The organism is Planococcus sp. TJ-302 (genome assembly GCF_058268455.1).
The window spans coordinates 2139217-2153878 of the sequence record NZ_JBZDOI010000001.1 but is presented as its reverse complement, the minus strand read 5'-3'; the positions used below and the strand labels follow the sequence as shown (position 1 = coordinate 2153878).

Annotated in this window: 14 protein-coding genes and 2 riboswitches; of the genes, 9 read left to right on the top strand and 5 right to left on the bottom strand. The window is 49.4% G+C overall.

Annotation, left to right across the window (positions count from 1 at the left end):
* The first annotated feature begins 3 nt into the window (after positions 1–3).
* Both proB and AC4EHB_RS10460 read left to right on the top strand, forming a co-directional pair.
* The gene (proB, locus tag AC4EHB_RS10465) at positions 4–1125 is read left to right on the top strand and encodes a glutamate 5-kinase (RefSeq protein ID WP_490981420.1); all 1122 of its coding nucleotides are present in this window, start codon (positions 4–6) and stop codon (positions 1123–1125) included.
* Between the two features lie 3 nt (positions 1126–1128).
* Positions 1129–2397 carry a glutamate-5-semialdehyde dehydrogenase gene (locus tag AC4EHB_RS10460; protein ID WP_490981419.1) on the top strand — a complete coding sequence of 423 codons (1269 nt, stop codon included), beginning with the start codon at positions 1129–1131 and terminating at the stop codon, positions 2395–2397.
* A gap of 31 nt (positions 2398–2428) precedes the next feature.
* Here the strand turns inward: AC4EHB_RS10460 and AC4EHB_RS10455 are convergent, their stop codons facing one another.
* The 5 genes from AC4EHB_RS10455 to AC4EHB_RS10435 all read right to left on the bottom strand — a co-directional run bounded on the left by AC4EHB_RS10455 (position 2429) and on the right by AC4EHB_RS10435 (position 6368).
* Complete coding sequence (locus AC4EHB_RS10455; RefSeq protein WP_490981418.1) at positions 2429–2842, bottom strand: DUF4395 domain-containing protein; 414 nt, start codon at positions 2840–2842, stop codon at positions 2429–2431.
* Positions 2843–3319: 477 nt separating this feature from the next.
* Positions 3320–3853: a 1,2-dihydroxy-3-keto-5-methylthiopentene dioxygenase gene (locus AC4EHB_RS10450; protein ID WP_490981417.1), complete on the bottom strand. Its 534-nt coding sequence runs from the start codon at positions 3851–3853 to the stop codon at positions 3320–3322.
* Positions 3854–3868: 15 nt separating this feature from the next.
* Entirely contained in the window at positions 3869–4486 is a 618-nt protein-coding gene (locus tag AC4EHB_RS10445) for a methylthioribulose 1-phosphate dehydratase (RefSeq protein WP_490981416.1), read from the bottom strand.
* Positions 4483–5148 carry a 2-hydroxy-3-keto-5-methylthiopentenyl-1-phosphate phosphatase gene (locus tag AC4EHB_RS10440; protein WP_490981415.1) on the bottom strand — a complete coding sequence of 222 codons (666 nt, stop codon included), beginning with the start codon at positions 5146–5148 and terminating at the stop codon, positions 4483–4485. The genes AC4EHB_RS10445 and AC4EHB_RS10440 overlap by 4 nt, the downstream gene beginning before the upstream one ends.
* Positions 5149–5153: 5 nt before the next feature.
* A complete protein-coding gene (locus AC4EHB_RS10435; RefSeq protein WP_490981414.1) occupies positions 5154–6368 on the bottom strand; it encodes a 2,3-diketo-5-methylthiopentyl-1-phosphate enolase in 1215 nt (404 codons plus the stop codon).
* A 79-nt stretch (positions 6369–6447) separates the two neighbouring features.
* Positions 6448–6557: riboswitch (SAM riboswitch) on the bottom strand.
* A gap of 601 nt (positions 6558–7158) precedes the next feature.
* Positions 7159–7313, top strand: a riboswitch (SAM riboswitch).
* 77 nt (positions 7314–7390) lie between these two features.
* Between AC4EHB_RS10435 and mtnK the strand changes: the two genes are divergently transcribed.
* The 7 genes from mtnK (at position 7391) to AC4EHB_RS10400 (ending at position 14522) form a co-directional block, all read left to right on the top strand.
* Positions 7391–8575: an S-methyl-5-thioribose kinase gene (gene mtnK / locus AC4EHB_RS10430; protein WP_490981413.1), complete on the top strand. Its 1185-nt coding sequence runs from the start codon at positions 7391–7393 to the stop codon at positions 8573–8575.
* On the top strand, positions 8575–9636 hold the full coding sequence (gene mtnA, locus AC4EHB_RS10425) for an S-methyl-5-thioribose-1-phosphate isomerase (RefSeq protein WP_490981412.1): 1062 nt from the start codon (positions 8575–8577) through the stop codon (positions 9634–9636). The genes mtnK and mtnA overlap by 1 nt, the downstream gene beginning before the upstream one ends.
* The gene (locus tag AC4EHB_RS10420) at positions 9633–10715 is read left to right on the top strand and encodes a sugar ABC transporter substrate-binding protein (RefSeq protein ID WP_490981411.1); all 1083 of its coding nucleotides are present in this window, start codon (positions 9633–9635) and stop codon (positions 10713–10715) included. Before mtnA ends, AC4EHB_RS10420 begins: the two co-directional genes overlap by 4 nt.
* A gap of 62 nt (positions 10716–10777) precedes the next feature.
* Positions 10778–12334: a sugar ABC transporter ATP-binding protein gene (locus AC4EHB_RS10415; protein ID WP_490981410.1), complete on the top strand. Its 1557-nt coding sequence runs from the start codon at positions 10778–10780 to the stop codon at positions 12332–12334.
* Positions 12258–13295: an ABC transporter permease gene (locus AC4EHB_RS10410; RefSeq protein ID WP_490975484.1), complete on the top strand. Its 1038-nt coding sequence runs from the start codon at positions 12258–12260 to the stop codon at positions 13293–13295. Before AC4EHB_RS10415 ends, AC4EHB_RS10410 begins: the two co-directional genes overlap by 77 nt.
* A gap of 293 nt (positions 13296–13588) precedes the next feature.
* A complete protein-coding gene (locus AC4EHB_RS10405) occupies positions 13589–13987 on the top strand; it encodes a cytochrome-c oxidase (protein WP_490975483.1) in 399 nt (132 codons plus the stop codon).
* A 139-nt stretch (positions 13988–14126) separates the two neighbouring features.
* Complete coding sequence (locus AC4EHB_RS10400; RefSeq protein ID WP_490981409.1) at positions 14127–14522, top strand: cytochrome-c oxidase; 396 nt, start codon at positions 14127–14129, stop codon at positions 14520–14522.
* Positions 14523–14662: the final 140 nt, after the last annotated feature.

The window sequence follows — 14662 nt, the reverse complement described above, 5'->3', positions numbered from 1 at the left end:
TTTGTGAAAAAGAAGAGGATTGTCGTGAAAATAGGCAGCAGTTCATTGACCAATACTCATGGCGGGCTTTGCATTGAAAAGCTTCAGGAGCATGGCCATGCTTTGGCGCGGCTGAAAGCGCAGGGGCATGAAGTGATTTTGGTATCTTCCGGAGCAGTCGCTGCCGGTTTCACCGATTTGGGCTACTCAGCGCGGCCGGTCAGCATTGTCGGCAAACAAGCTGCCGCTGCAATCGGCCAAGGGCAGCTGCTCCACGCCTATTCAGAGGAATTCAAAAAGCACGGCATCGTCACGGCCCAACTATTGCTGACGCGCCAAAATCTCCTGGCAAAAGACCTTTACCATAACGCCGGCGCTACGCTAGCGGAGTTATTAAAGCGCAATATTCTGCCGATCATCAATGAAAACGACTCGGTGTCAGTTGAAGGGCTGACGTTCGGTGACAACGACATGTTGTCGGCGTTGGTCAGCGGATTGGTGCAGGCACAAATGTTGATCATTCTGACAGACATCAATGGCATCTACAGCGACAATCCGCGCAACAACCCCGATGCGGAACGCTATGGCTTCTTATCGGAAATACCGGACCAGCTCATTGAAGAAACATCAAGCGAAGGATCGATTGTCGGCACTGGTGGCATGAAATCGAAAGTGGAAGCGGCGCAGACTGCACTCGCGCTGGGCACGCATATTTTCATTGGCGCAGGAAGCGGGCCAGACAAACTGCTCGACATTGTTGAGGGCACTGGCGATGGGACGTATATAGGCGATGAGCCGCAGGCAACAGTGAAAAATTCAAAACAATGGCTGGCGCTGCATTCGGTAGCGCATGGCAAGATCGAAGTAGATCACGGCGCGGCACTGGCAATCTCGCAGCAAGGAAGGAGTTTATTGCCAGTGGGCATTACGGAAATCTTCGGGCGCTTTACTGCTGAAGAGGTTGTGGAAGTCGTCGATCCTGCGGGGGAAGTCATCGGCCGAGGGCAAGTGAACTTTTCTTCTGAGGAATTGCAGGAAATCAAAGGGCTGTGCAGCAAAGCGGCCCGGGTCATTACAAAGACCGGAAAACGGCAGGTGGTCATCCACCGAAGCCAGTGGTTCAGCCACGCAGGAAAGGGGATCTGATAGATGAGTGGAGTTTTTGAAACGGTTCAAAAGGATAGCCTGATTGAAAAAGGCCGAAAAGCGAAAGCTGCGGCAGCGATTATGGCGCAAATGACAACGGCGCAAAAAAATGAAGCGTTGGAGCGGATTTCGGCGCAATTGCTGGAAGAACAGAAATTCATCTTAGAGGAGAACGAAAAGGATGTAGAAGCGGGGCGGAAAGCGGGAATGAGCGAATCGCTTATCGACCGCTTAAAATTGGATGAAAGCAGGCTAGCGGAAATTGCTTCGGCATTGCTTCAAGTAGCAGAGCTTGAGGATCCCGTCGGTGAAGTGCTCGAGCAATGGGAGCGCCCGAATGGCCTGCAGATGGAAAAAATCCGTGTGCCGCTCGGCGTTGTAGGCATGATTTACGAAGCGCGCCCGAACGTCACGGTCGATGCTTCCAGCTTGTGCTTGAAAACAGGCAACGCAGTCGTGCTGCGCGGCAGTTCGACAGCCATCCATTCCAATAAAGCGCTTGTCAAAGTAATCCACCATGCGCTCCAAAAAAGCCCGCTGCCAGTCGATGCCGTTCAATTAATCGAAGACACCAGCAGAGAGACGGCGGCGCAGATGTTCAAGCTAAACGATTATTTGGACGTGCTGATTCCGAGAGGCGGAGCCAAGCTGATCCAGACCGTCGTCGCGAACGCCACCGTGCCGGTGCTTGAAACGGGCGCAGGCAATTGCCACGTCTATATTGATGAGACGGCGAATGTCGACATGGCGCTTGGGATTGCGCTCAATGCGAAAGTCCAGCGCCCGTCCGTGTGCAATTCCTGCGAAACGGTTCTGGTCCACCAAGCCTGGGCAGATAAGCACCTTGGGCAGCTGATAGAAGCGTTCCAGCAGCAAGGCGTGGAAATCCACGGAGACGAAGCGGCCCGGCAATGGGACGGTGTATGCGCTGCGACCGAAAGTGATTGGGCGACGGAATACCTGGGGCTCGAAGTAGCTCTGAAAGTTGTCGACACAACCGGACAGGCAATTGACCACATCAACACTTATGGCACAAAGCATTCAGAGTCCATTATCTCGGAGACAAATGAAAGCATTTTGGAATTCTTCAATCGAGTGGACGCGGCTGCTGTCTACCACAATGCGTCGACCCGTTTTACGGACGGCTTTGAATTCGGATTCGGAGCAGAAATAGGCATCAGCACGCAAAAACTGCATGCACGCGGCCCAATGGGCTTGCCGGCGTTGACTTCGACAAAATACCTGATCCGCGGCAACGGCCAAATTAAATAAAACAAAAAAACCGAAAGCATCCGCTTTCGGTTTAATACTGGATTTTTGTTTTATTGTGCTTCCACATCATATAGCGGTAGCGGATGGTGCAGCCGATGCAATAGCCCATCAGCGCCACTCCTGAAGCGATCAGCACCATGATGCTGAACACGTAGCCAGCCGTTGTTGCACCGAGCGCAAACAAGAGCAGGGACAACCCTAAACAGATTGTGGCAATCCATTGATTGAAAATCTGCTGATCGCGATCTTCCTGGACATACTGGTTCGCAGGTTTTTTCAGAAATCGTTTATTGAACTGGATGACAGGATTCTTCTTGGTGATTAATGTATAAACGCCGACTAAGAATGGTAGCAATAAGATCGCTTTATGGAAAATAAGGGCAAGGATGACAGTGAGGACGATAAATACTTGGTTGGATTGCACAAGCGGTTTTGGAATAGACATACAGAAGCCTCCTTTGATTATTGATTATTATACCAAGTTGTTTAGTAGGTTTAAAGAGTAATGCCTCAGTTTCGAAACTTTTTTGATTATTAAAATCAAATTATATAAGTTGAATTAAAGAAGTATCATATTAAAAATCGCTCCGGTCGCTTTGGGCAGAGCAAAGATTATTGCTCCTGCGCAAGCTCGTCGCAAAGGTGTTGCCGGAAGTGCTCGGCACCTCCTTGGCTCTCGCTAGGAGACGAGAAGAACACTCGTCTCCTAGCTTCGCCTAGCCCCTTGACGCGCCTCCGCTAAGATATCTCTTGATATGGAGCAAAACACAGAGACGCCCGCGACAAGCGTAGCTGTTTTGCGGAATATCGATTATAAATATTCTCTTGTTCAACTTTTATGGGTTATGGATAGGACGGAATAAGTTAAGGAAAGAAGCACAATAAAAAAGAACCGGCGCAATTGCCGGTTCTAGGATTTTTATTAAGATTGTACGCCTTCTTCTTGGTAAACAGGAACCCAGCCTTCAGTAGTGACGAAGATGCGCACTGCGACAACTTTGCGGTCGTCGGCCAATGTGAAGTAATGCGTGATGTTTTCAGGGACGGAGATTAAGTCGCCAGGCGTCAAATGGACTTCAAAAAAGCGCTCATCTTTGCCTTGGATGATAAAGACGCCGTGGCCGCTGACGATATAGCGGACTTCATCGTCTGTGTGGATGTGCTTGCGCTGGAAGTTTTTCAATAGCTCGTCCAGCTTCGGATTGGAATCGGAAAGAGAGATGATGTCCGATGCCTGGTAGCCGCGGCGCTCGGAGATGTCATTGATTTCGGCTTTGAATGCCGCTAAGATTTCTTCTTTTTCAGCGTCGCTGAGGTCGAACTTCTCACGCAAATGCTCCGGTAATTTTTCAATGTCCCAATGTTCGTAGACGACTTCCTGTTGCTCTAGAAATGCTGCTACTTCATTCTGCGCTTCGATTGTTTCGTTTGTGCCTTGGATTTTGATGATTGCCATGTTAATCTTCCTCTCTTAATGGGATTGTATTTGATATAAAGCGAGCTGGTATTGAAACAAGAACTCGCTTGCTTCCAATAGTTTCTTAGCTTCAAATGGATTTTTGCCCCACACCGTGATGCCGTGGTTGCGGATCAACACTGCACCGCTGTCAGCAGAAAGGTGTTTTTCAAACTCTTCCGTTAGGTCGGGGATGTGGGCATGGTTTGGAATGATGGGAATCGTCAGAACGGCGTCTTCTTCCCATAAACCAAATGCCTTGATAAGCTCGAGGCCTTGAAAGTTGATCTTGCCCCGGTCGCCGTAAATTTCGGAAATGACGTTATTGGCAACCGTATGGATGTGCAGGCTGCAGCCCGCACCGGTCTTGGCATAGACTGCACAATGCAGCAACGTTTCAGCTGAAGGCTTCAGCGGCGTTTCTTCCACCGCTTTGCCGTCCGCATTCACCAGCAGGAAATCCTCGGATGTGCGTTTACGCTTGTCTTTGCCGCTCGCTGTCACGAGAAATTCCAGCGGCGCGTCCTGAACTTTAATTGCCAGGTTTCCGCTCGTTCCCATAAACCAATCGCGCAATGCCAATTCGTCTTTGATGTCTGCGAGTTCCTGCCATCTTTCCAGGAATGCGGTCATGACTTCACCCCCAGTTTTTCATCGATGATCGACATGACGTCATGGAAGTTTTCAAATGGCTTGTACGGCAGGTCAAGCTCTTCGCATTTCCCAACAAGATAGTCGCGCGCGATGACGAAATCGGCTTGCTTCGCCGCTTCTAAATCACTGATGGAATCACCGATGACGATGCTTTGTGCGCCGTCCTCGAGCAATTGGCGAATGATCGAGGGCTTGCAGCAGCCGCAGCCCTGGCTCGGGCATTGTTCGTCGCAGCCATGTGGAAATTCAAGGCGGATCGACTCGCCCGAGAAATCCGCTTCGTTGCAATAAACGCCGGAAAAAGGGCCAAACGGTTTAATGAGCGGATGGACAAAAAAGTCGATGCCGCCGCTGACGACATAAAGAGGAATTTCGCGTTCGCGTGTATAGGCGACAAAATCGGCGAAACCTTCACGGATTTGCGCCTGTTCCAAGACAAACTTGATAATTTCATTTTTTTTTGCTGCAGGCAGCAGCGAGAACATTTGCGCAACGCCGTCGCGGATGGATATTTCCTGAGACAGGATTTGGTCTTTTATCGGATTCCATCCCGGCGGATCAAAATGCTGGAGGATGGCGATGATGTTGTCTGAATTGGTGATGGTGCCGTCAAAATCACAGAAGATGACCGTTTTATTCATGGTTGTTACCCCCATATATCCAATGCTGTTTTTAATTCATGATTTTGTTTTGCTGCTTCGGCAAGTGAATGTTCGTTAAGCACGGCGTCAATTGCCTGGCGGAATGCTTTGCCGCCGCCTGCCGCGCCGTCCGGATGGCCGTGGACGCCGCCGCCTGCGTTAATGATGCTGTCAATACCGAAATCTTCGAACAGCTGCGGCACGAGGCCGGGATGAATGCCAGCTGAAGGCACCGGGAAAGAGCGTTTCAACGCGCTTGCTTTCACAAGCTCTTCGCCAAGCGCCAAGGCCTGGCTTTTTTCAAGTGCAACACTGCCGTAAGGGGAGGGGAACAACGAGAAGTCCGCTCCGGCAATGCGCGTCAATTTGCCGAGTGCGAGCGCTGTCGCTAATCCGTAAGTCGGAGAAGAAGTGAACGCCCCGCTGAATGCCGGATGGGCCATCAATGGAAGCTGAATGTCCGTGTCTTCCGCCAATTCCTGCAGAACGTCGAGCCCATAAGCGTGGACATTGAAGAGCAACGCGTCAGCCCCCAGTTCTCGCGCTTTTTTCGCTTTGTCGCGAAGTGTAGATGTGCGCCCTGAAAGGTTCACGGCATACAAAGTGCGGTGGCCCGTTTCTTCGAATACGCTCTGCAGCACGCTTTTGCCAGCAGTAATCCGCTGCTCAAATGGCGTCAACGGATTGTCAAAAAGGATTTCGTCGTCTTTCACAAGATCGACGCCGCCAAGCGCCTGCTGGCGGAGCTGGGCTTTCAAAAATTCCAAGTCCCGGCCGATCACACCTTTGAAAATACTCATAACAAGCGGGCGGTCATGGACGCCGATCAAACTGCGGACGCCTTCGATACCGAAATGCGGCCCGGGGAAATGCCCAAGCAGTTCATCGTCGAACGCCAAATCAAGCAGCTTCACTTCGCCGTCGAGCGACAACTTTCCAAACACCGTCGTCAGGATGGCGGGCAGGTCCGGCGAGAAATTTGCGCTCGGATAAGAGATTTGCGCTTCGGCGCGAATCAGTCCCGGTTTCAGCGGATGCGGTGCATCATCAAACTCGGTGACCGAGACCACCTCGCCTTTATGCTGTTTTAATTGCTCCTGCTCAAGCAACGGCAAATCGGTCCACGAGCCGATCGTCAAGCCAAGCGCGATGCCTTCCGCCTTTTTCTTGAAAGAGCCGGGTTTTCCGTAAAGCTGGTAAGTAGCTGTCAATCTGCTCAAATTATCCACACTCCGTTTACATTGATTGAAAACATAAAAAAACCTCTTCAAACAAGAAGAGGTTAATGGGCTTAACAACTTCTTATTTCTCAGCCTGTCAAACGGGCTGCAAGAATTAGCACCGTGTCCATTGCTGGACCGGTTGCCGGGTGTCATAGGGCTTGTCCCTCCACCTGCTCTGAATAAGAATGCGTATTCAATTGGTTTCGATATACAAAGTAATTCTGATTATTCCACGATTAAAACTTTCTGTCAATAATTATCTGTAAATTGTGGATGAGAGGCAGTCTGAATATTCGACCGATATTCCGCAAAACAGCTGCGAAGGCATGGACCCAAGCATTGGGGCAATGCCTTTGCGACGAAGTGCGCAGCACTGCAACGCACTTTAATGTCTCGAAGCTAGCGCAGCGATGCAGAGACAGGAGCAGTAAGGTTTTCTCCGCTGTTTTGCTCCATATCTCGAGAATCGAAAGCAACTTCAGAAAGTGTGTCTTTCATGTTCTTCGTTAAAAGAAATGATTCTGTATTAAAATATATCTTTGAATGCAGCGTAAGGCGGCGAGGGCAAACATACTGCTCCTGCATCGCTGCGCTAGCTTCGTCGCAAAGGCTAGGCCTAGCCTAGCCTTTCCTGCGGGATCAGTGGGTCAATGGAGGCTCCATGCCCACCCCGCGGTAAGCGTCCGCCTGAAGCGAAATGAAAAGGAATATTGAAAAAAGTTATTGACACTCAATTCTGAACCATGATAGGATTCTTTTCAAACAGCATACACATACGCATTAAAAACTCTTATCAAGAGCAGGCAGAGGGAAATTGGCCCTATGACGCCCAGCAACCGACCGTAATACCTTCGTGAGAAGGGGCGCTTCAGCGCCGGGATGAAAATCCCGCAAGGCACGGTGCTAATTCCATCAGAAATGTACATTTCTGAAAGATAAGAGGCATGGAATCTATATTTCTGAGCCTCTTTCTTTTGGGAAAGAGGCTTTTTATTTTGCATTCGAAAGGTAGATGACATATGGCAACAGCAGCTAAACAATACGAAGAATTGACAGTAGAGTCCGCCATTGAGCTTGCGAGAACGCATTATCCATTCCCGGCTGGCGCGGCATTGCAATGCGACGAAATCGGCGATGGCAACTTGAATTACGTATTCCGCGTGACGGATCAGGAAAGCGGCAAGAGCGTTATTTTGAAACAGGCGCTGCCGTATGCGAAAGTCGTCGGCGAAAGCTGGCCGCTGACGTTGCAGCGCGCACAGATCGAGGCAGATGCCCTTCGGAAACACGGTGAATTCGTGCCGAATCTGGTGCCGGCTGTTTATGCCACGGATGCGGTATTGGCTTTGACGGTCATGGAAGATTTATCGCATTTGACGATTGCCCGCGAAGGCTTGATTGCCGGAAAGGCGTATCCGCAGCTGTCGACGGATATCGGCGAATACTTGGCGCGCACCTTGTTCCAGACATCGGATTTTGCGCTTCATCCATTTGAAAAGAAAAAGCTCGCTGCGGCTTTCTCGAATCCGGAGCTGTGCAAGATTACCGAAGACCTGATTTTTACAGACCCGTTTTTTGATAATGAAACCAATGATTTCGAGCCGGAGCTGAAAGAGGCTGTGGAAGCGCGATGGGCTAACAAAGCGCTTCAGTTGGAAGCGGCGAAGTTGAAGTTTAGTTTTTTGACTGAAGCGGAAGCGCTGCTGCACGGCGATCTCCATACCGGCAGCATCTTCGCCAGCGACAGCGAAACGAAGGTTATCGATCCGGAATTCGCTTATTACGGGCCGATCGGCTTTGATGTCGGCTTGTTTCTCGCAAATTTGATTTTCCAATCACTGACGCGCAGCGGAGACCAGCGCACAGTGATCCATTCGCATATTGAACGCACGTGGGAAACGTTTGAAGCAAGATTCACGGCCCTTTGGGAAAACAAAGGCATTGAAGCTTATCAAGGAACGGAAGGCTATCGCGAATTCATCATCGAGAAGATTTTCCGGGATGCACTGGGCTTTGCGGGTTGTGAACTGATCCGCCGGACAATCGGCCTGGCGCATGTTAAAGACCTCGACGGCATCGAGGACACTGGCCGCCGTATTGAATTGAAAAAAAGGGCATTGCAGTTTGGCGAAAAGCTGATTTTGCAGCGTGCTGAAGTGAAAAGCATCTACGAAGTAACAGCGTTAATCGGGGAGGCGGAATAATGGCGATCCCGTTATCAATTTCCTGGAAAGACGGCAAGCTGACGATTTTGGACCAGCAGAAACTGCCTCATGTGATCGAGTACGTGGCGCTGGAAACCTTGGAAGACGTCTATGAAGCAATTTTGACGCTGAAAGTACGCGGCGCGCCGGCAATCGGTATAGCGGCTGCGTATGGATTGGCGCTAGCTGCAGTCCGCCACGACACGGATGAACTCCAAACTTTTTTCCATTTGGTTGAAAAAGACGCGGCGCATTTGGGCAGCTCGCGCCCGACAGCGGTCAATCTGGTATGGGCGCTAAAGCGGCTGACGGCAAAAGTGAAAGGTGCTGCAACCGTCGAGCAAGGAAAAGTGCTGTTGCTTGAAGAAGCGGTGCGCATCCATGAAGAAGACGAAGCGGCAGGCCGGAAAATCGGCGAATACGGCCTGTCTTTATTGGAAGGCAAAACGCGCGTCATGACGATTTGCAACGCCGGGTCAATCGCTACTGCAAAATACGGCACAGCGTTGGCGCCGTTTCATCTGGGCAGCGAACTAGGACGGCAATTTGAAGTTTATGCTTGTGAAACGCGTCCGGTTTTTCAAGGGTCCCGGCTGACGGTGTGGGAGCTGCAGCAATCGGGCGTCGACGTTACGCTGATCACTGACAGCATGGCCGCCCACACGATTGGTGCAAAAAATATTGAAGCGATCATTGTCGGAGCCGACCGCATTGCTGCGAACGGCGACACCGCGAACAAAATCGGCACTTTGAATTTAGCGCTGCTCGCTGATGCGTACGGCATTCCGTTTTATGTAGCGGCACCGGCATCGACATTCGACTTATCCATTTCTTCCGGCCGAGAAATTCCAATCGAGGAACGCAAAGCGGAAGAAATCACGCATATTGCCGGCATACAAATAGCGCCGGAAGGCACGAAAGTATTCAATCCCGCTTTCGATGTCACACCGGCACGGCTGATCAAAGCCATCATCACCGAACAAGGGGCCATCACCCCGGATTACAAAAAAAATATACCTGCCGTTCTCGGCGCTTACACAGGAAAAGGAGCAAATTCATGAAAAAACAATCGCTTTTATTCATCGCCTTATTATTGATCCTCAGTGCCTTTTTAGCAGCTTGCCAGCCAAAAGGGGAAGTCAGCGAAGAAGGCACGTCAGACGCAACAAAAGCGGAAGCATCGGACCACCCGTTATCCGGCAAAAAAGTAGCATTGATCATGCAAATCAACCTCGGGACGTTTTCTGCCCAATATATTGAAGGGGTAAAAGAGCAGGCCGGAAAATTCGGCGGCAGCGTGACAGTCTTCACTTCTGAAGGCGATTTGGCGAAAATGGCATCGAACCTGGATGCGGCGATCAACCAAGGCTTTGATGCCATCTTGATCGATCACGGCACGAAAGAAGCATTGAACCAAGGCGTTGAAAAAGCAGTGGAACAAGGCATTCCGGTTGTGGCATTTGATGCAGGCGTAGATGTAGAAGGCGTTGTTTCTCTTGAGCAAGGCGACCAGAAAATGGCTGAAATGACATTGGAACGTTTAGCTGAAGACAGCGGCGGCGAAGCGAACATCGTGAAAATCTGGGTAGCGGGCTTTGCGCCGATGGAACGCCGCCAAGTAGCTTATGAAAAATTCTTAACGGATAACCCGGGCATCAAAGAAATTACGGCATTTGGCGGAGCGACTAAAAACACCGCTCTAGATACACAGGCACAGATGGAAGCGGTTTTGAAACAATACCCGAACGAAGGTGACATTACAGCTGTTTGGGCAGCGTGGGACGAATTTGCAAAAGGTGCAGTGCGCGCGATTGAACAGGCGGGGCGCACAGACATTAAAGTGTACGGCATCGACATGAGCGATGAAGATTTGCAGATGATCCAAAAAGAAAACAGCCCTTGGGTGGCTTCAGCTGCAGTTGATCCGATGGACATCGGGCGCATCCAGGTCCGCTATGCATACCAATTGATCAATGGCGAAACACCGGAAGAAAAAGTGGTGCTGGATCCGGTATTCGTGGATGCTGAAAAACTTCCAACAGAAGCGATTACAACGAATGAATTGAGCGAGTATATTGAAGGATGGGGCGCGAGCGACCAAGGCTATACAGATGATTTGAAGGAACTTGAAGGCAATTAAAAAACGCAACGGAGCTGTCCTGCATGGCGGGGCAGCTCTTTTCTAAGAAAGGAGGCGGGCAGATGGAGCAACCGCTGCTGGAAATGACGGCTATCCGCAAATCATTCGGCAATGTCACGGCTTTGGAGCAAGCACAGTTCAGCCTTCAAAGGGGCGAAGTCCATGCCTTGCTCGGGGTTAATGGAGCCGGGAAAAGCACATTGATGAAGATTTTATCAGGCGTCTACAGCCAGGACGAAGGGGAAATAACGTTGAACGGCTCGCCGCTGCGGCTGCGTTCGCCGAAAGAGGCAAAAGAGCAAGGGATTTATACGGTCTATCAGGAAGTAGACACGGCCATCGTCGCTGAATTGTCTGTGGCAGAAAATATCCTCCTCGATACGTTTGCTGGAGGGAGCTCTTTTTTTATCTCCCAAAAGAAACTCTACGACGATGCGCGCAGGGTTTTGAAAGAGCTGCAGTCGGACAACATCGCAGTCGGCCAAAAAGCGGCCGATCTGACCTTAGCTGAAAAACAGCTGGTGCTGATCGCAAGGGCACTGGTCCATTCGGCCAAAATCATTATCTTCGATGAACCCACCGCACCGCTGTCGCTGCACGAATCGGCAAAATTATTTTCAGTTATCGAAAGTTTGAAAGCCCAAGGCGTCGGCTGTATTTTCATCTCGCACCGGCTGCCGGAAGTGTTTGAAATCGGCGACCGCATCACCGTCATGGCTGAAGGTAAATGGGTTCAGACCTTTGATGCTAAGGCTGTTTCACAGGAAGAAGTCGTCGAATCAATGCTCGGCGCAAAACTGAGCAATGAATTGGTGCACCGCGACCATGAAATCGGCGCACCGCAATTGACGGTGGAAGGTTTGTCTGACGAAGGCAAATTGAAAAATCTATCGTTCAGCGCAGCGGCTGGCGAAATTGTCGGCGTCGTCGGATTGGTCGGAGCGGGCAAAACCGAATTGGCGAAAGCACTGTTCGGAGAATCGAAGCTCACCTCCGGAAGCATTAGCCTCGGCGGCAAACTTTTGAAGTTGAAGCATCCATCAGATGCCATCAAGGCAGGCGTCGCGCTGGTACCGGAAGAACGGCGCAAAGAAGGCTTGTTCGTCCAGGAATCGCTGTCGGCCAATGCATCTTTCCCGAACCTCCGAAGATTTTCGCCGAAGTTCTTCATGGACAAAAGAGCGGAAAGGGCGTTTGCCAAAGACATCATCGGACGCCTCCAAATCAAGACCGACAACACCGAGACGCCGCTCATCCATTTAAGCGGCGGCAATCAACAGAAAGTGGCAATTGGCAAATGGATGTCGCTCGATTCCAGGCTTTACCTATTCGACGAACCGACCAAAGGCGTCGATATCGGCGCAAAGGTGGATATTTTCAAATTGATCCGCCAATTGGCTTCAAGCGGCAAAAGCTGCATTTATTTTTCCAGTGAAATTCATGAAGCGATCGGCATCTCCGATCGGATTTTAGTAATGTACAATGGTCAGATCGTGAAGGAGTTTTCACGGCAAGAAGCGACCCAGGAAAGGATTTTATTATATGCAAGCGGTGGAAAAGAAGAGCGCAGTGAAAATTGGCAGCAGCCCGAAAGAGAAGGCCATACAGTTTCTGTTTAAATATGGTGCCATTGCGTTGCTGGCCATCATCATTTTTTACTTCAGCACAGTCAGCGATGCCTTTTTGACATATGGCAATTTCAGCGACATCATGCGGTCGATTTCGATTGTGACCTTGTTGGCGTTAGGGGTTACGTTCACGCTTGTCGTCGATGGCTTTGATTTATCGGTCGGCTCGACGATGTCGCTGTCAACCGTCGTCACAGCGTCGCTCATGGTGTGGTACGATATGCCGCTATGGCTCGTATTGCTCTTGCCACTGCTGATTGGTGTGCTGGCTGGCGCAGTCAACAGTTTCCTCATTGTCGTCCTCGGCATACCGGATTTGCTCGCAACGCTCAGCATGATGTACATTGTCGCAGGCTTGCACCGTACGTATACGGAAGGCTATTCCATCTACAATAATATGCCGCTGACTTCCGGCGGCACAGCACCTGGGCAGTTGTCGGATGCTTTCTTGTGGATCGGCCAGGGTCAGATGCTCGGATTGCCTGTACCGGTCTGGATTATGGTTGTGTTAGTGCTCGCTTCATACCTCATCTTGAACCACACGCGCTGGGGACGGGTTTTGTATATGACTGGAGGTAACGCAGAGGCGGCAACATTGTCCGGCGTCAATGTGAAGAAAGTGAAATTTACAGCATATGTCGTATCTGGTGTCTTCGCCTCTATGGCGGGCATCTTGTTCACGGCACGTGTCGGCTCTGGCCAGATCGATGCGGGAGCTCCGCTGATGATGGAAGCGGTAGCCGCGGTCTTCGTTGGCTATTCCGTACTTGGCGCTGGCAAGCCGAATGCACTCGGCACGTTTTTCGGAGCGGCAGTCATCGGCATTTTGCTGAATGGCCTGACTATCCTCAATTTGCCGTATTATGCTTTCGACATCATAAAAGGCGGCGTGCTGGTAGCGGCTCTTGCTGTTACTTATGTCTATGCGAAAAAGAAGTTTTCTAAAAGCTGAATTTGCTCTGATCCACCTCTTTCAAAGAGGTGGATTTTTTTATGGCAAAAAAATGGCAAGCCGGTCCAAATGTATTTATAATATAGTTATTAGAATATTTAGATTATTTAAAAGAAAAAAAGAACAACAGTAATTTTGGAGTGGATTGCCGGTAAGCCCATTTTTTAAAAGGGAGGATAGGCTTTCTCATATTCGATCACTGAAATACGAATAAACTGAGGCGCGGCTGCACCTACAGTGTTCATTTTTGCAGCGGCCACGCCAAAGTGCATACGAAAGGAAGTGAATAGAAATTGGGAAAAGATTTTATAAAAGTGGCAAGTGTGTATTTATTGATTGGCATCAGTTTCGGGGTTTACATGGGAATCACTGAGAACTTTGATTATGGCCATACACACGCGCATATTAACTTGTTGGGCTGGGCGACAATGGCAGTCTTTGGGGTGATTTATTGTATTTTTCCAAGAGCGGGAAACAGTAAACTAGGGAAAGTTCATTTCTGGATACACAACATCGGAACACCGATTTTAGTGATGGGAATGTTCTTGTTTGCAGATGGGCCGGACGAAACGGCATTAATACTCGCTACTAGCGGCAGTTTGATTGTTTTGGCTGGCACATTGGTTTTTGTTGTAAATGTATTCTCGAATATAAAAGAAAACGCCACTTCACAAGTTCAAAATAACAAATAGAATGTGGTGCAATGCGTTTTCCGTTGCCTGCTAATGCAAAAGAAATAGCAGTTCGGGCTTCTGCCTCCATCTCCAAACGGCGGGTGTCATAAATAATGTGGATTTCTAAAGCGTGTATTCGCGCGGAAGGAGAAGAGCAATGGGAACACATTTTATTAAACTTGCGAGTATTTTTTTGTTAATCGGAATCGGTTTGGGAATTTACATGGGGATAATGGAAGACTTTAAGTATGGCGATTTACATGCCCATATAAATTTAGTCGGCTGGGTGACAACAGGCATATATGGATTGGTTTATTCGTTTTTTCCACAGATGGGCAACAATAAACTGGCAAAAACTAATTTCTGGCTTCATGTCATTGGAACACCACTGCTGCTTATATCAATTTTTTTAATCACCATTAACAATATGGAAGCAGGGATGGCTCTAGGCATACCTGGAGCATTGATTGTTTTGCTGGCTGCCATTATTTTTGCTGTGAATCTATTCAAAAACCTTCATCATACGGTCCGCCAAGCCAATAGCGATCAATAGTAAAAGTTAAAACAGCTACTCGGAGTAGCTGTTTTTGCTTTGAATACAGTTGTTAAGATAGAGAATTATAAAATTCTGCAGTAAAATGTTAACAGGTAGTAAGGCATATAAAGTAAACTATAATTACCAATATTTTTAAG